The sequence below is a fragment of the Pseudobacteriovorax antillogorgiicola genome, from assembly GCF_900177345.1.
GTDB lineage: Bacteria > Bdellovibrionota_B > Oligoflexia > Oligoflexales > Oligoflexaceae > Pseudobacteriovorax > Pseudobacteriovorax antillogorgiicola.
Genome location: NZ_FWZT01000016.1, coordinates 54,421 through 71,525, shown reverse-complemented (window position 1 = coordinate 71,525; position 17,105 = coordinate 54,421). Strand labels below are relative to the sequence as shown.

Below are 17,105 nucleotides of genomic sequence, written 5' to 3'. Positions count from 1 at the left end.
GACATTAAAGAGGGGACGCCCATGAACGATCATCATATCAAAACTGTATTGTCGGAATCACGAGAATTTCCTCCTCCTGAAGCCTTTCAGTCCCGCGCCCATATCCAGTCTATGGAAGCCTACGAGACCTTATGGAAAGCCTCTTGCGACGATCCCGAGCGTTTCTGGGGTGAGCAAGCCAAAAACCTTCTGCACTGGCAAGAGGACTTCACCCAAGTGCTCGATTGGAAGGCCCCTTACGCACGTTGGTTTGACGGAGGCAAACTCAACGTCTCAGAAAACTGCCTCGATCGCCACCTCGATAAGTTAGGGGACAAGCCCGCCATTATCTGGGAGGGTGAACCAGGGGACAAAGCCACCTACACCTACCGTGAACTCCATCAAGCCGTATGCCGCTGTGCCAATGCTCTTTCGGATATGGGTATTCAAGCCGGTGATACTGTAAGTTTGTACATGCCAATGATTCCCGAACTAGCCATCGCCGTTTTAGCATGCGCACGAATCGGAGCCATTCACAGCGTTGTATTCGCTGGATTTAGCGCTGAGGCGCTAGCGGAACGAAACCGCGATGCATCGGCCAAACTTGTAATCACTGCCGATGCACTCTGGCGCCGAGGAAATGAGTTGGCTCTCAAGGACACTGTGGATGAAGCACTTCGCATTTACGACAAAGTCGATAAAGTTCTGGTGGTTCGCCGCACGGGTCGCTCGATCAATTGGGACTCAGGACGAGACCATTGGTGGCACGATACCGTTGAAAAGGCTAATGCTGACCACAAAGCCCAAGGGTTTCCCAGTGAACAGGCTCTTTTCATCTTATACACCTCTGGTAGCACGGGAAAGCCCAAGGGCATTCTTCACACCAGCGCTGGATACTTGCTGGGGACCACCCTTAGCAGTCGTTATATCTTCGATTTGAAGGACGATGACGTCTACTGGTGCACCGCCGATGTTGGTTGGATCACAGGTCACAGCTATGTAGTTTACGGGCCACTATCCAATGGCGCTACCATTTTTATGTACGAAGGAGCACCGGACTTCCCTCATCAGGGTCGCTTTTGGGAGCTGATTGAGCGCTATAAAATATCCATCTTCTATACAGCTCCTACTGCAATTAGAGCCTTTATGAAGTGGGGTGAAGATGCAATTGAGCCTTTTGATCTTTCGTCCTTAAGGCTTCTGGGAACAGTCGGTGAACCTATTAACCCAGAAGCATGGATGTGGTTTCGTGAAACCATTGGCAAAGACAAATGCCCCATCGTCGATACTTGGTGGCAAACGGAAACTGGTAGCATTATGATCAGCCCTCTTCCGGGAGCGACCCCCACCGTTCCAGGAACCGCAACCAAACCATTTTTTGGTATCCAGCCTGACATTGTCGATCAAGATGGACAAAGCCTTGCGGACAATCAGGGGGGCTATCTTGTCATTCGAAAACCGTGGCCTAGTATGCTAAGAACGATCCACGGTGATTCAGAGCGATACGAGAAGACTTATTGGTCACATTTTAAATCACTTTACTTCACCGGTGACGGCGCTCGACGAGACGAAAAAGGTAATTTTTGGATCATGGGTCGCATCGATGATGTTCTCAACGTTGCCGGTCATCGACTTTCAACCATGGAAATCGAGAGCGCGTTGGTTAGTCACCCTCATGTTGCCGAAGCTGCCGTGGTGGGCAAGGCTGATGATGTCAAAGGTCAGGCCATCGCCTGCTTTGTGACATTGCATGATCACGAGTTGGGGGATCCAGCTCTCAATCAGAGCCTCAAAGATCATGTTGTTCAGCATATTGGTGCCTTAGCCCGCCCAGAGACCATTATCTTTACCAAAGCTCTCCCCAAAACCCGGTCTGGCAAAATTATGCGCCGACTATTGCGTGATGTAGCGGCTGGAGAAGAAGCCCAAGGGGATATGACCACACTGGAAGACAGCTCAATTTTGGAAGACTTAAAAGAATCATCCGCATGATCCCGAACTGAGGGCTAGGCCCTCAGCGACCCGACCATTCAGTCCTTACATTAAAGGCAGAATCTTCTGAAGACCAAATAAAACCTGAGTCGTATTCACATCGAACACCCAACCCTGCGAAACCCTAGCAGTTCTGTATAATGTTTTACAGCGAATACCCGACCCAGTTAGAGACCTGGGAAAGCTGAATTCGAGCAGTATTTCAAAGGAAAGCAGCCAGGTAGCCCGCTCCGGTGTTTAGAGAATATTGTCTAAGGTGATTATGAAGTTTCTCGTGGTAGATCCATCTCGCTCCGTTCATGCCTTTCTTGGCTTGATTGCCAAGGATCTGGATTTTGAAGGGGTCTATTCCTGCGTCGACGCCATCAACGAGCTTCAATCTAAAAATTACGATCTCATACTTTTTGATTGGTCCATTGAAGACAAGCACATGCTACTAGAATTCTCTGATTATCCTGTCACCCGTATCGCCATGACCTCAACTATCAAGCGTAGCCAGATAAACAACATCATGTTGAGTTCTGTGGATGGGCTACTCTCAAAGCCGTTTACTAAAGAGCGCTTCAATGACTGTATTCTATACAATCGTCACCTTGACCCAGAGGCAAACAAGTCTCCCCAAGTTCAAGATCAAAACTCGGACAACCTAGTACCCATTCGCGTCTTGTTTTGCGAAGATGATGAACAGATGAGAGATATTATAGAGGCCGACCTCGACGACTTGGGGAACTATCAAGCGACTTTTGCCTGTGATGGTCTTGAGGGCGCTGATCTCCTAGAAAATGAGCAGTTTGATGTGCTCATCACTGACATTGATATGCCTGGGCTTAGCGGTATCGACTTAATCAAGAAAGTGCGAAAGTCGAATAAAAATGCCCACATTCCCATCTTTATCTTTTCTGGAGCGGTTGATAGTCAAGTGGAGCAATTTGCAGAAGAATATGTGATCAAAATATTCTACAAGCCTTTTGATATCACTGAAATTTTGAGAACCATTCACAATAAAATTTTTCCCGCACGCACCATTCCTTCCTACCATTCGTCGCTTGTTGACTATTGGTATGAGACAGTCAACGAAGTTCTCGCAAGCAACTTGGGTGACTGCACCTTTGGAACTTTAGAGGTCGTGGAATCATCCGTTTTTCAAGCCTACATTTCAAGTTCAATCGGAATGGTGGGTAAGAGCATCAATGGCCGGATTCATCTTTTTTGCGACTACAAGTTTTGCCAAGACTTTCTACAACACGTATTTCATGAGAATTATGAGAATGAGGTCAATCGGATCGAAGAGTTCATTGGCGAGTTAAACAATCAGTTGGCTGGTCGCTTGAAACTCAAACTTGAGGCCCATGGCATTGCCTTGCAGATCACAGTTCCTAGCACTCACTTTGGTAAGGAAGACGTAACGAAGGAGCTTGAGCAAAATAAAGTTTTGCTTCTTAACGGCCACTCAAAAACTGGACGTTGCCAGATACTCATTTCCATGTCGAAGATCAGTGATGAGATCTTTGGCCATAAAACAAAAACCGTCGTCCTTGAAGGCGGCTTATTTTTCTAGGGATTTGGGATGAAAGTAATTATTTGTGACGACTCCAAAGCAGTTCACTCGATGATTACCATGTACTTAGACGATACACCTTATGAAGTCGAGAGCGTTTTTGATGCAGTTGACCTAGTCGTGAAAGTAGAACAAGGCAAGGGTGATACATCCGCGATCTTCCTCGACTGGGAAATGCCTAAAATCAATGGTCTTGAAACCCTACGGTTTCTTCGCAAATCAGGCTGTTCCACGCCGATTATCATGTTAACAGGCAAGAATTCCGAAAGCCACATCCGAGATGCCATGGACTCCGGTGCTCACTCGTATGTCATGAAGCCATTCACAAAAGATCTTGTCATGGCAGCCTTAAAATCCATCTAAACAGCTCACCAGCCTAGTTGCGGATGCTATTGCAGGATGCTAAAGTTTAATCTCTGTAGCAAACTGCATTAGGAAAAATACCATGAAAATGAAAGCAGCTGTCGCATGGCAAGCCAAAGCGCCTCTTGAAATCGAAGAGATTGAAATCCAGGGTCCGAAAGAAGGTGAAGTTCTCGTGAAGATGGTAGCGACGGGTGTCTGCCACACCGATGCTTACACTTTGTCTGGGGCTGACCCAGAAGGGCTATTTCCTAGTATTTTAGGTCACGAAGGTGGGGCCATCGTTCAAGAAGTGGGCTCTGGAGTCACAAGCTTGCAACCTGGCGATCATGTGATTCCTCTTTATACTCCTGAATGTGGTACGTGTAAGTTCTGTACCTCAGGAAAAACCAATCTGTGCCAAGCCATTCGTTCGACTCAAGGCAAGGGACTGATGCCTGATGGCACGAGCCGCCTCAGCAAGGATGGCAAACCTATCTATCACTACATGGGAACCTCTACATTCGCGGAGTATTCAGTTCTGCCTGAAATCGCTCTTGCGAAAATTAACAAAGAAGCTCCTCTGGAAAAAGTTTGCCTGCTCGGTTGTGGGGTAACCACTGGGATCGGCGCAGTTCTGAATACTGCCAAAGTTGAGCCTGGTGCCACTGTTGCAATCTTCGGCTTAGGGGGCATCGGTCTTTCATGTATCCAAGGAGCTGTCTTAGCCAAGGCTTCCCGCATTATCGCAGTCGATATCAATCCAGAAAAAGAAACTATTGCGCGGCAGCTCGGTGCCACCGACTTTCTAAATGCCAAAGATATTTCTGGGTCAATAACCGAAGCCATTATTGATATGACCGACGGCGGCGTTGACTACTCATTTGAGTGCGTCGGTAGCGTAAAGCTTATGCGAGATGCCCTTGAATGCTGTCATAAAGGATGGGGCGAATCCGTAATTATTGGGGTTGCTGGAGCAGGAGAAGAAATTGCCACCCGACCATTCCAATTGGTAACGGGTCGGGTCTGGAAGGGCTCTGCATTCGGGGGAGTCAAAGGACGCTCACAGCTCCCCACTTATGTTGAAGACTATCTATCGGGAAAAATCAAAGTGGATGAGATGGTGACCCACGTTCTACCATTTGAAGATATCAACAAAGCCTTTGATCTCATGCATGAAGGCAAGAGTATTCGCTCGGTCATCACATTCTAGGGAGATCTTATGAATATCGAAACCCGCAAATCTCATCGATGTTTTGATGGCGAGGTACTTTTCCAGAGCCATAAATCTCCGACGACCGGAACGGACATGAATCTTTCGGTATTTCTTCCTAAAGAAAAGCCTAAGGCTTTGATGGTTTGGCTATCAGGCCTCACCTGTACGGAAGAAAATTTTATGGCCAAGGCCGGAGCGTTTCAGTTTGCATCTCGACAGGGTGTGGCTATCATCTGCCCAGACACAAGCCCACGGGGTACGGATTTGCCAGGGGAGCACGATGACTGGGATTTTGGTAGCGGTGCAGGCTTTTACCTCGACGCAACTGCCAACCCTTGGGCGCAAAATTATAAAATGTACTCCTATATCGTCGACGATATCTCACAGTTCATTGCCGCCAGCAATTTAGATCACCTGCCTCGTTGCATCAGTGGCCACTCTATGGGAGGCCATGGAGCCTTGACGATCGGCTTGAAGCACCCAGAGATGTTCCAATCGATTTCAGCCTTTGCTCCTATCGTGAATCCGATGGAGGTCCCTTGGGGCCAAAAAGCTTTTCGGAACTATTTGGGTGATCATGAAGAGTCTTGGAAGGCTTACGACGCCTGTCAGCTGGTGAAATCTAGCAAGTACAATGGCGAAATACTGATCGATCAGGGTCTTGCCGACAATTTCCTGACCGAACAGCTCCAGCCTGAAGCATTTGAGAAAGCTTGCTCAGCCACTGCGGTCTCATTGCAAGTAAGGAGGCAGAAAGGTTATGACCATAGCTATTTCTTTGTGAGCTCTTTTATTGATGATCATCTTAGCTTTCATTTAAGACAACTGAAGCTGACTTGATCAGGTTCGCAAGATTTTTCGTTCATTAGAGTCCTTGAAGAACAATAAGGTGGGCTAGAGATGCTCACCTACGTTCTAAGAAACCTAGAATAGAGCTTGTCCTTCCCAGCATCGCTTGATCATATCTCGTGCCTACCCCTACCAGGTGCAGCTCACTTTAGAAAACAAAATATAGACGCTATTTTGACTCATAATAGAAGTGGTTAGTTTCTTGCAGGTATAAAGCCCTAACATTTTAAAGGGGGCAAACATGAAAACGAACTTATACCTACTATCTATCGCCAGCACATGGGCTTTCAATCTGCAAGCTCTTGAACTAAGGAAGGAAGTGGCGATCAAACTCTCACCTAAGATATGTCATGTTATCAATAAAGCTGTCCCAGATGGTGTGATTCCAACACCTCAGCAAGTGGCAAAAGACGCATACTGTGCTGCAAACCTTATGGCTGAGCATGCGCCTTATGGTGCCATTACGATCTTTGGTTCGGCAAGAGCCAAGCCTGGAATGGAGAGTTACGATCTGACCCGCGAGTTTGCTCGTCAATGGACTACCGGCTTTAGTAAGTATCCAATTATGACTGGTGGTGGTCCGGGCATCATGGAAGCGGGAAACCGTGGTGCCCATGAAGCCAAAGGGAAAAGCTTAGCTATCGGTAGCCATTTTGCTGGAGGTCAAGAAAAACCCAATCAGTTTACGACTCATGGATACATGTCTTACAGTTTTGCTCAGCGAGAGGCTGATCTTGTAGACTATGCAGCAGCGATCGTTGTCGCTCCTGGAGGCTTCGGCACTGAATGGGAAATCTTCGAATCTCTTTCCAAGATGCAAACACGCAAGAAAACTCCCGTGCCTATCATTCTCTTAGGCGGAAAAAAACACTGGCAGACCCTCCTTGATCGAGTTCATCACCTCGATCGTATTCATACGATCAGTAGCGAAGATCTAGGGTTACTTTCCGTCGCCAACACCCCTGATGAAGCTGTAAAAATTATAGCCGCTAAGCTTTTTCCTAGTAGACAAGGTTGAGCATGGAAAGCAAAAAATCAGCGAACCAGATCCGAAGAGATAGAGACGATATAAACTCTAATACCAGCCACCAAATCTCTCCTGAGGTAGATAAAAGCTACCGCTATTGGCGAATACGAGTGATGTATTCCATGATGATTGGTTATGCAACTTTCTACTTTGTTAGAAAAAATATTTCCATGGTTACGAAGTCTATCACTGACGAGTTTGGATTTAGTAATACGGAGTGGGGAGTGGTCTTAAGCACTGCTACCATTGCCTATGCTATTTCAAAATTTGCTAGCGGTATCCTAGCAGACCGCATCAACCCTAAATATCTTATGAGCCTTGGTTTACTCGCATCCGCGTTAGCAAACTTTGCATTCGGTCTCTCGAATGCTTGGAGCGCATTTCTCGTGATCTGGGCAATCAACAGCTTGTTTCAAGGGATGGGCATGCCTCCTTGCAGTCGACTGCTGACAAGTTGGTTTAGCCAGCGAGAGATTGGCCGAGCATGGGGGGTATGGAATGCATCTCACCAAATTGGGGGAGCAGTTATTGTTGTTGTTTCGGGCTACCTTGTTGCCCATTTCGGCTGGCGCTCAGCTTTTTTTATTCCCGCAATTGTTGCTTTGATAGTTTCTCTTTGGCTCTATAATCGGTTGACTGATAGCCCAGAGTCCATGGGATTGCCACCAATCGAAGAGTTTAAACCCGAAGATAGTAAAGAGAAAACTCCAGAAGCTCTGCCTTTTGCAGTTGCGTTCCGCAAACATATCCTCACAAACAAGTGGGTTTGGATTGTCAGTATCGCGAATTTCTTCGTCTATATTGTTCGTATTGGAATACTAGATTGGGCCCCTAAGTTTTTGGAAGAGGCTAAAGGCTTCGACATTAAGCAAGCCGGTATTGTTCTGTCAACCTACGAGCTGGCTGGGATCTTTGGAGCGTTCGCTGCCGGTTGGCTGTCAGACACAGTATTCAAGGGCAAGCGTGGCCCAGTCTCCATTCTATTTATGCTACTTTTGGTCAGCTCCGTTTTTATCTTGATGCTTGTACCCTCGGGACAAATTCTCGCAATGAGCGGTATATTCATTTTGATAGGTTTCTTTGTCTATGGCCCGCAGATGTTGATCGCAGTGGCTGCTGCTGATTTTGCCAGCAGATCCTCAGCTGCAACTGCTGTTGGCCTTACAGGGCTATTCGGCTATATGGGAGCTACGGTTTGCGGAATTGGTACCGGAGTCTTGGTTGATCACTATGGTTGGTCAGCAGCACTCTATTTTTACTTAACTTCAGCTATCATTGGCACTGCACTCTTACTCAGTACTTGGCACCGATGAGCCAATTGCTCCAAGCGGCGTTTGTCGCCCTTGGGGTTGATCAAACACGTCCTATAAAGCAAGACAAGAGTTCTTGGAAGATCCTCAGGATTGTAACCAACAGCACCTAGCTATATTTAAAAAGTCATGAGGCTAATTTTAGGAGAGAATACAGAGGAATTATAATTTCAGTCTTAGTCCCTCGACCCAGTTTAGATTGGATGGCAATCGTACCACCCAAACGTTTGACTTCAGCCCTAATTGCTGACATCCCCACCCCTCGTCCAGAGGTTTGGGTAATAGAGCTTGCAGTCGAGAAGCCATCCCAAAAAAGAATCTGATAGGCATTGCTACGATTGATTCCTTCGTCTTTAAGCTGGCCAGCGAAGCCCTTTTCCACAGCTTTTTTGATGAGTTCATCCCAGTCAATACCACGACCGTCATCGACGATCCTGATCTTGAGAGATTGATTGACAAACAAAAAGCGCATAAAGATGTGACCTGTTTTGGTCTTCTTATTGGCAAGTCGTTCGTAAGGAGGCTCGATACCATGATCACAAGCATTACTGATCAGGTGAATCAAGCTTTTAAATAATGGTCGAATGGGGTCGAGATCGAGTTTCAGCTCTTCGCCAATGATCTTGAGACGAATTTCTTTCTCTTCCTGTTTGGCGAGCCGCTTAACAAGCGGTTCGAATTGCCCACAAAGCTCACCGATATGCTTATGTCTGAGCCTCGCCTTGATGCCCTGCCACGCCGCTCGCCGGGGGGCATCAACCTCTTTGAATAGATTGTCGAGAGCATTGAAGTCAGTCTCGTCGATTGTATAAGTTTTCTCTGGATTGGAACGGAAATCGATATCCAGAAGGTCTTTATGATGATCCAAAAAGCCCTGCAAGCATGATTCAATTTTATCTAGGTGGGGTGCAAGCTCAAGGTCGTCTTGCTCCCCTAGCAAAGTCTCCGTATCATGGATCAGATGCCCCAGCTCATAAATTTCAAATACTAAAGAATTACCCTTTAGGGTGTGCAGAATATGCTTCACCTGCGATCGATTTTCGAGATCGCTTCGCAGTTTCTGTAGCTGACCCTTAAAGTCAGCTACGAAGTCTGTAAAGGCATCCATATGCCTTAAGATGTTCATAATACATCTATTTTCCTGGAATTGCCGCTCTAGCTCCTGTCGCTCATGATGAGTTTTAGTGATGTCTGAAGCTACCACGATCACTTTATTGATCTCGTCGGAGCGACCTCGTACTACCGTATAGGTAAAGTCAAGGATCCTGCCTTCCTGGGTTTCCACTACTTTTGGCATCAATGAAAGAGACACCGCTTCGGGAAAGATATCCTCAAAAACCTGATCCAAGGCCATCGCCATGTGCCGTTCGATCTCGGGATCTTTGAAATTCAACGTACTCCCAATATATTGACGGGCGATATCAGTACCGAACATCTGTTCACAAGCTGTCGAAGTAGAATCTCCAACCTGGAGCTGAGGATCGACAAAGAAAAAGGCTTCATTGAGGTGGTCTAGAATTTCCTTCATCTGCTGGTTGATACCTGCAGCTTCTTCAGCAAAATCCCGTTGGGTTTCCGCCAGAATCCGACTCACCTTCTCCTGCTTCGCACTAGACTGCAAGCGCCGGAGAGTCTGCATAGTATTGATAACTTCTTCGTTCTTAAACTCGACTAAGCTCAAGACCTTTGACATTCTTAGAAATGTTTGGATTTTTGAAAAGATAACCCGAATATCTTCTTCGACAGTAAGAAAATCAGTGGCACCAGCCTCGTAAATACTCGCTACAAACTCCGGATCTGTATTGACGCTTGTTACCAAGATCGGCATTTGCGGTCTCTTGCTACGGATCTGCCTGATCTTCGAAATATCTTTGATACCTTCGATCAAACGGCATTCTAGAAAAACTAGATCAATATCCGCTAGCTGATCCTTCAACTCGTCATCATGATTCCAGTTCGCATAGGTGGTTTCGTCAATGAATTCTTTAGCTACCTCAAGGCGCTCCATGATTGAGGAGCGCTCTACAAGCACAGCAATCTTATAATCTGATGACCTCTCTTGAACAGAGGCCTCATCCATAGCGCTCAAAATATCGTCTAGGGTCAATCCGCTCATGAAGCTAGGCGACCTTTCACTTCCGCAAGTTTATCTCGTGCCCGTTCAAAATCTGGGCGAAGACGAACACAGTTTTCAAGCTGCCTAGCTGCTTCACTGAGTTGCCCCAGTTCGATAAAACAGATGGCGATATTAAAGTAGACTTTGTGATTTTCTGGATTCAGCCGTAACGCATGCTCGTAGGCTTCGATCGCCTCATCAAGATTGGAAGTCTTGCGGTGACACACTCCTTTGAGATTAAACTGCTCCGCAGATTCACCAAACTTTTCTTCAGCCTCTTTGATTTCCTGAAGGGCTCGATCATACGCCCCTTCTCCCACAAGAGCTCTTGATATTGCAGAATAGAATTCCGCGGCATCAAATCCCAGCTCACGGCCAGCCAAGGCAATGGTCTTTGACTCATCATAAAAATTATGCTGGTTGAGAAGGCCTACACAGCGACTGTAGTAGAATTCATTGCCATGCGCCTTGAGGAGAGTTTCAATAACTTTTACTCCGGCATCTTTATTGCCCCGTTTCAGGCTCATCCGCGCGCTTAGCATCATACTAGCAGGTGTGTTTTCCCCGCTGTTAGCTATGGTCTCAAGGACTTCATGAGCTCTATCATCTTCCTGATTCTGGATATAGGCCTGTGCCAGACCTACATTACTTCGCAAGCTTCCTTTAGTTAAGGTTTGTAGCTCGCTATATAGTTCAACCGCTTCTTCGCTGTTATGTTGGATTAAGGAGTCTTTTGCCTGAGTATATTTATTTTCAATTGTTCCCGAAGTATTCGCTAGGGACAGGGTCGAGTGAATGAGAAAGTCTAATTCAGATGGCCTCACCGGCAACTTCAAGTACTTGATCAAACCAAAGCGCTTAAGAACCTCTTCTTCTACTGGAGCATCATTGCGACCTAAAAGAATCGCTGGGATGTTAGGGACTTTTTCCGATAGCTTGAACTCTTTGATAAACAGCCAGCCATTGATTTGCTTCATCTCTTGGTCACAAATGACAAGATCCCAAGACTCGGAAGCCAGGATCGAAAGCGCTTCGAGACCACTTTCTCGTATCGAAACTTTTTGAAGGCCGAGATTTTTCAAGCCTACCAAAATAGCCTTGGCGTGATTGCGCACCGAGGTTACAACTAGAACTTTTGTATTAGAATAGTCGTTGCTCATAAACCCGTCCAATTTTTTTGCAACACGTCGGGTTCATCGGCGCTAAAAGTCAAAGATTTACTTAAGATTCTTTCGTTCCAGAATAGCTTGTAGCGACAAGCCACTGGATGAAAACTTTTAGTCGGTAAAACCATGAATAGAAGGGCAAAAAAGCCCTTCACAGTAAGGCAAAGAAACCATATATTGTAGCTATTTCAATATCTTACTAACTTTCTATGTAAGGTAAGAATTGCAGATCGTAAAACTGAACGCCTTCCGCTAAAAAGCCATCCAGGGTAAGCCTACGTGCATTGGAGTCGAGACCAAACAGCAAGTAGAACGAATCTCCAATCTCATTTAAATCGATGACTCCGTCACGGAGAACGTAAGTTAACCGAATAGTCTGAGCAAGAACTAACGATTCACAGGAATCGTTAGTTGCAAGATACCGATAAAACTCAATCACTTGATCGTTCAGGAACACATGCCAAACAGCAAAACTTGAGTCATTGAGACTCTGAGTACAAACACTTCGCCATGGATGCTCAGTTAAGACGATTTGATTGGCGCGAAGGGGATCTGCCACCCAACGGGAGTCATTGCTGAACGCTCGACACGTGTACTCAAGATTTTGCTCCATCGTTAGGATGGTCACCCCATGATAATCAGACGTGCATGGGGGAAGCTGCTCAAAGCTAGAAACCGCTTCTTGAAAAGGCAGGTTCAAACGCTGTGGCTCATCATCTCGGGATTCATCACTGCAAGACCCAGCCAGCACCCAGACTAGTAAGGCAAAGACTCCGCACTTCATCTACTTTCCTCCACCATGCCCAGGGGGCTTAGGACGGCCGCCACCACCACCGCAGCTGATGCTTCTTTGTGAGTCTAGACGACTTTCAATCACGCCGCCCGAGTTACAATAATGTCTAAAAGTCTTTTCCACACACTTCTCTGTTTGCTTATGATACCAAACGTCCCCATACCGGGTCCCATTGCTACAGGATCTCTTGGTGTTACAATTGCCACCTAGATAGAGGTGGCCAGCCTGGCAACTTCCAGATGAGGAAACATTTCCAAAACTACAGCTATAATGCAGGCTGCCATAGGGAATGGCCTGCGACCAACTTTGCCCATGACCATAAGATCCGCAAGGCTTGGGCTCACACAAAGTTCTGTCGCTACTATACCGATACTGGTCCGTTCGGCAAGTCGTCGAAAGGTAGACGACCTCCCCTAATGGCCCACACTGAAAGGTTTTCGCTCCACCGGAAATCGTCTCATTCCATCGATCCAGGTACTTGTAGTCACCACAAACCGATGGACTACAGCTGGGATCACTCAAAGAGCCATTGGGCACGTATCCTGGCTCACAGCTTAGCCGTACAGTGCTCAAACGACCATCGGCTAAACACCTTTCCAAAAGCTTACCAGCTGGAATGTCGCGAAAGGTTTCCTCACCGATTGCTAAACCACCCTCACATACCGGAGGTTCCTTTGAGCCGTATAGAGATTGGTAGTCTAAAAAACTCCACTGAAAAAACACTTGAGGAAGGATTCGCGGGTCTGCTTCCAAACCATAGTCTAGTAGGCGATTGAAATAGGGATAGATATCTTCAATTCTTCTAGACTTTAAGTATATATGCTCTGTGGCCTGTTGATTAACAGTAAGTTTTGCTAATAATCCTGCCCAAACGGGATGACCAGAATCAAACCCGAGACTCTCTGACCCTTCTATCAAGTCTAAGGTTGACTGGAGATACTTTGTTAACTCTCCTTCAGCTGGAGTTGCAAATCGATAAGAGTCCAAACTCAAAGAACTCATCGCTGCGAGCAATCGGGTTTCGAACTCAGCCTGAAGATCTCCGATGGGATGAATGGCGCCATCAAGCATTGGCAAAATCAGATCATCACCACGGCGAAAGGATTCGGGAAGGGCCCAAATTGAAAAATAGTGAAGCAGACGGGCATGCTTCCTAAACAGTTCTCGGCTCTGACTCGTTTGAAGAATCTGCGCTAGCTGGGGCTCCAATCGCCGAGCAAGCCTTTCATGAATCACCCCTTCCAAACTCGGACTAAGCTTCAGATCATTTCGAGTGACTCGCTTGCTTGCCACGCAACTCAAGATCGCCCCATCACTTTGATATTGAAAAACAACCTTGCGATCGCTCGCGACTTGCAAGAGTGATAAGCCCCCATAAACAGCCAGCCGATCCTGACAATGATATTCCACGTCTATTTCAACGAGGATATGGTCCTCGCCAGTCGCCGGATCATTCAAAATACCTCGGTGAGTCAACACAAGATCGCTGCCCCGACTACTCACCCGATAGTCTTGATAGTAGCTCAACAAGCCAAATTTCGCAGCGATCAACACACTTGCTGGCAGTGGATCAGGAACCTGTTCAGCCACTCCTAAGTCTAGATCGTAGGCAGGCCAGAGCAAGGGTGGTAAGGATTTGCCCCTTAATAGAGGGGTGGCCGACAAATCGTGATCTTGGCTAGGAAGACTCAACGAGATACCCTTGCCCCAATCCCCATCCAAAGGCTGACTAATCATAAGATTCTGGGCCAGAGCTAAAGCAAGGGTACCGTGATCTTGGGGAAAGTACTTCGAATCCGCTTGGAATCTTTGCGCGATCAAACTATCAAGGAAAGTACGATAAGCTTCAACTGATAACAGCCCACCCTCCTCAACTCTTGTGTTGAGCTTTGTTGCCATTTGAAAAGCCAAGTCATATACTAAGCCCATATAAGCTTGCCGGTAGTTTTTTAGAAGGCCCTCAAAAAAATTTGGATCTCTCTGTAAATCAAAAGCAAACCCCAAGTAGCTCTGGCCATGAAGTAAGCCCTGCTCCATCACGTCCTTAATTTGACCATAAAGTGAATCATCGCGACTTCGGTCATCAATCCCAGGTATATCGATCAATCGACCTTGTAGAACTATAAATGATAGCATCTGATTGGCGGCCATCCACTGCGATGGGTTCGAAATTTCAAACGGGCTTAGTGAGTCAACGCCATAATACCCTCGTCCAGATTCAACGAGGTAATCGAGAGGCGACTCCACCTTGCCTGAACTCAGCAGTTCACCAGCAACAAAATCAGTCTCTAAAATTTGGCTACCATCTGTAAAGCCAAAGGGCGATCCAGCCCACGCCACCGAGTTATAGGCTCCTACCACAGCTTTGCGATAGTCATCCAGAAACTCTAGCAGAGTTGATTCATCAACTGCTTTTTTACGTGCGATGAAGTCATTCCTCAAGGTTCTCATCTTGACATTATAATCAAGAACCAGCTGATCTCTGGAGAATTGTGAGTAGAGATTGGTTTGAGCCTCAATTTGTTGTTTGATGCGATCTAAGGATCGCTGAAGATCCATGATACTAGTTTTAACGAGAGTAAACTCGCTTAGCATGGTGCTATGAATAGCATTGAGCTTGGATTGAACCTGATTGAAGCTCAGCTGGGTTCGTTGGAAGTTGGCTTCCACAAAGAGGTGAAGATTTTGGATCTGACGCGAAATGGCAGCTAAAGATTCTAGGATCACCTGATCTGTATTCACACCCTGGCCGCTAGTAAAGGTTTGGAGAAGTTGTAGACCCGCTCCCACCGTTCCCACACCGCCGAGTACAGCACCAGCGGTTGGTCCGTTTAAGATTGCTGTCACCCCTTGGCTTAAAAGGCTTACAGACTCCATGCTAGTATTGATTTTGGCCGATAACTCAGGGTCAAACAATCGAATGAAAGCCGCGATTCCAGCTATCTCAGTGCGAACAAAGCTAACTTTTGCATCCACGTCCTGGTAAATCTCTTGATATGCGGCCAATTTCGCTTCCAAACTTAAAGGTTGTTGATCAATGATTTCCCTTCTTTGATCAGCCTCTTTTAAAGGCTCAGTGATGTGATCGGTTACCGCTGCGATATCAACGGCCAGATCAGTAAAACCTCCACCTTCTAAGCCTGCCTCATAATGGCCTTTGATCGTTTTTTGATAGTGGGCCAGATCCTTATCGCTTACTGCCTGGCGATCATCCTTGGTACTTTCAGTTTGCCATTTCCCTAAAACAGTAATGTCGTCTTCAATTAGTTCAAATCGTTTTTCCACCATGATAAACATCGAGAGAAAGTAGGCATCCTTTTCCGCAGCAGTATATTTGGTCCACTGGTTTTCCATATTTTCTAGCATGCTATTGAAAATGTAAGCCCTAAGCGCCGGCGTACGCTTCACAAACTCATCCGATGAAAACAGAGTCACAGCGGATGCGAAGGCAGCGCGAGATTGCCTCTTAACGGTCGCATAAGCTACATCGTTCCATACTACGGAAGCCTTGGGCAAAATACGATCGAAGAGGTTAAGAGCTTTTTTAGCAACCGACTGACCTAACTTACTCGGTATTCTTGTAATAACTTGGCCTGCGGCTTCATTGATCACAACCTGAAAACCCCAAGCTAGCGCTCCTACCACATAATCATTGTACTGATCCTTGTGATCCACATGCACCACAAGCCCATTTGGTACCAGCCATGACATCGCATGGGCTTCGTCAAATGAGAGCTTTCGATCGTTCAGCAACTTCAAATAAGGCTCACGTAGATCTCTGACCGTCGGCGAGGTATATAGTGAGTTTTCAATACAGCCCTGTAAGTCAAAGTCACAGTCCTCATTAAAGCTGGGATGATCAAAACCATCAGCTCGAAGCAAGCCAGGCCACATCAAAATCGTTATCCAAAGCCACATGAATTTCTTCATTATCAATCTCCCTATTGGTAAGGCATCGAATATCCTAGAAACGCAATACCCTCTGCGCCTCTTACCAGGTTCCCAATCGACCTAGAATTTCGTTTGATATGGCGTTTACCCATTGTGAGCGAAACTGAACAGTGGAAAAATTAAGCAGCCTAATTCCTTGAAGGCAGATCATCGACAAAAATAGATACGATTCTGTTGGGAACTGGCTGAATAGTTTGTCTAAGCATTGGATATGATGAGATCGACTCTTTGCAGTTAATGCACTACCCCATCATCGTTAATAATCATTAAGGGATTTAATAAGTGTTCTCTTATCTCGCAGGGGCTGTTCTTTAAGGAATGATTTTATACCAAGTTCACTATACTTCACCAAAATAAATTTGGCCGCCGCGGTTGCGGCAGCCAAACATGAAACACACTCGAAACTAAAAGGGTATAAAGGGATATTTTCATTGCTTCATGAGGCAATAAATACATCGATATCGTTGAGGTTTCTTTTCTCGATAATAGCAGCAGGCTGAGATTCCTTCATAGCTCTGACATGACCTTGATCCACAAGAGTTGTCATAAATGCAAAAGGACGCACATCATTTCGCTCCTGAAGAATCCGTCTGAATGTAAGCCCATCCATTTCTGGCATAAGTACATCCGAAATTATATGAGATACCGTTTTAACTTCTAGGATTTCCAAACCCTCACGAGCATTACTAGCGATATAGACTCGATGGCCTTGCTTAGTTAAGTGATTGGCGATCATTTTCTGGGATAGTAATGAATCTTCCACCACCAACACACGCCTCATATATATCTCTCCTATCAAAAGCCAA

12 protein-coding genes are annotated in these 17,105 nt (G+C 46.2%); 7 read left to right on the top strand and 5 right to left on the bottom strand.

Features of this window, described 5'->3' with window-relative positions:
* Positions 1 to 21 precede the first annotated feature (21 nt).
* The 7 genes from acs (at position 22) to B9N89_RS19580 (ending at position 8,276) form a co-directional block, all read left to right on the top strand.
* Positions 22 to 1,971, top strand: coding sequence for an acetate--CoA ligase (acs, locus tag B9N89_RS19610; RefSeq protein WP_132321794.1), 1,950 nt, complete (start codon positions 22 to 24; stop codon positions 1,969 to 1,971).
* A 262-nt stretch (positions 1,972 to 2,233) separates the two neighbouring features.
* Positions 2,234 to 3,529 carry a response regulator gene (locus tag B9N89_RS19605; RefSeq protein ID WP_132321796.1) on the top strand — a complete coding sequence of 432 codons (1,296 nt, stop codon included), beginning with the start codon at positions 2,234 to 2,236 and terminating at the stop codon, positions 3,527 to 3,529.
* Between the two features lie 9 nt (positions 3,530 to 3,538).
* Entirely contained in the window at positions 3,539 to 3,892 is a 354-nt protein-coding gene (locus B9N89_RS19600) for a response regulator transcription factor (RefSeq protein ID WP_132321798.1), read from the top strand.
* An 82-nt stretch (positions 3,893 to 3,974) separates the two neighbouring features.
* A complete protein-coding gene (locus B9N89_RS19595; RefSeq protein WP_132321800.1) occupies positions 3,975 to 5,084 on the top strand; it encodes an S-(hydroxymethyl)glutathione dehydrogenase/class III alcohol dehydrogenase in 1,110 nt (369 codons plus the stop codon).
* A 9-nt stretch (positions 5,085 to 5,093) separates the two neighbouring features.
* Positions 5,094 to 5,927 (top strand): S-formylglutathione hydrolase, encoded by an 834-nt coding sequence (fghA, locus tag B9N89_RS19590; protein WP_132321802.1) that lies wholly within the window; start codon positions 5,094 to 5,096, stop codon positions 5,925 to 5,927.
* A 250-nt stretch (positions 5,928 to 6,177) separates the two neighbouring features.
* Positions 6,178 to 6,954: an LOG family protein gene (locus B9N89_RS19585; RefSeq protein ID WP_132321804.1), complete on the top strand. Its 777-nt coding sequence runs from the start codon at positions 6,178 to 6,180 to the stop codon at positions 6,952 to 6,954.
* Between the two features lie 2 nt (positions 6,955 to 6,956).
* Positions 6,957 to 8,276, top strand: a complete 1,320-nt coding sequence (locus B9N89_RS19580) for an MFS transporter (RefSeq protein ID WP_132321806.1) — start codon at positions 6,957 to 6,959, stop codon at positions 8,274 to 8,276.
* Between the two features lie 124 nt (positions 8,277 to 8,400).
* Here B9N89_RS19580 and B9N89_RS19575 read toward each other — a convergent pair whose 3' ends face one another.
* The 5 genes from B9N89_RS19575 to B9N89_RS19555 all read right to left on the bottom strand — a co-directional run bounded on the left by B9N89_RS19575 (position 8,401) and on the right by B9N89_RS19555 (position 17,080).
* Positions 8,401 to 10,389, bottom strand: a complete 1,989-nt coding sequence (locus B9N89_RS19575; RefSeq protein WP_132321808.1) for an ATP-binding protein — start codon at positions 10,387 to 10,389, stop codon at positions 8,401 to 8,403.
* Entirely contained in the window at positions 10,386 to 11,549 is a 1,164-nt protein-coding gene (locus tag B9N89_RS19570) for a response regulator (protein ID WP_132321810.1), read from the bottom strand. Before B9N89_RS19570 ends, B9N89_RS19575 begins: the two co-directional genes overlap by 4 nt.
* Positions 11,550 to 11,754: 205 nt before the next feature.
* The gene (locus tag B9N89_RS19565; RefSeq protein ID WP_132321812.1) at positions 11,755 to 12,339 is read right to left on the bottom strand and encodes a hypothetical protein; all 585 of its coding nucleotides are present in this window, start codon (positions 12,337 to 12,339) and stop codon (positions 11,755 to 11,757) included.
* A complete protein-coding gene (locus B9N89_RS19560; protein WP_132321814.1) occupies positions 12,340 to 16,278 on the bottom strand; it encodes a hypothetical protein in 3,939 nt (1,312 codons plus the stop codon).
* A 457-nt stretch (positions 16,279 to 16,735) separates the two neighbouring features.
* A complete protein-coding gene (locus B9N89_RS19555; protein WP_132321816.1) occupies positions 16,736 to 17,080 on the bottom strand; it encodes a response regulator in 345 nt (114 codons plus the stop codon).
* Positions 17,081 to 17,105: the final 25 nt, after the last annotated feature.

Excerpts from the sequence above, each read along its gene's own strand:
- B9N89_RS19565 (WP_132321812.1), bottom strand. The coding sequence starts at position 12,339 with ATGAAGTGCGGAGTCTTTGCCTTACTAGTCTGGGTGCTGGCTGGGTCT.
- B9N89_RS19600 (WP_132321798.1), top strand. The coding sequence starts at position 3,539 with ATGAAAGTAATTATTTGTGACGACTCCAAAGCAGTTCACTCGATGATT.
- B9N89_RS19555 (WP_132321816.1), bottom strand. The coding sequence starts at position 17,080 with ATGAGGCGTGTGTTGGTGGTGGAAGATTCATTACTATCCCAGAAAATG.
- B9N89_RS19570 (WP_132321810.1), bottom strand. The coding sequence starts at position 11,549 with ATGAGCAACGACTATTCTAATACAAAAGTTCTAGTTGTAACCTCGGTG.
- B9N89_RS19575 (WP_132321808.1), bottom strand. The coding sequence starts at position 10,389 with ATGAGCGGATTGACCCTAGACGATATTTTGAGCGCTATGGATGAGGCC.
- B9N89_RS19560 (WP_132321814.1), bottom strand. The coding sequence starts at position 16,278 with ATGAAGAAATTCATGTGGCTTTGGATAACGATTTTGATGTGGCCTGGC.
- B9N89_RS19585 (WP_132321804.1), top strand. The coding sequence starts at position 6,178 with ATGAAAACGAACTTATACCTACTATCTATCGCCAGCACATGGGCTTTC.
- B9N89_RS19595 (WP_132321800.1), top strand. The coding sequence starts at position 3,975 with ATGAAAATGAAAGCAGCTGTCGCATGGCAAGCCAAAGCGCCTCTTGAA.
- fghA (WP_132321802.1), top strand. The coding sequence starts at position 5,094 with ATGAATATCGAAACCCGCAAATCTCATCGATGTTTTGATGGCGAGGTA.
- B9N89_RS19580 (WP_132321806.1), top strand. The coding sequence starts at position 6,957 with ATGGAAAGCAAAAAATCAGCGAACCAGATCCGAAGAGATAGAGACGAT.
- B9N89_RS19605 (WP_132321796.1), top strand. The coding sequence starts at position 2,234 with ATGAAGTTTCTCGTGGTAGATCCATCTCGCTCCGTTCATGCCTTTCTT.
- acs (WP_132321794.1), top strand. The coding sequence starts at position 22 with ATGAACGATCATCATATCAAAACTGTATTGTCGGAATCACGAGAATTT.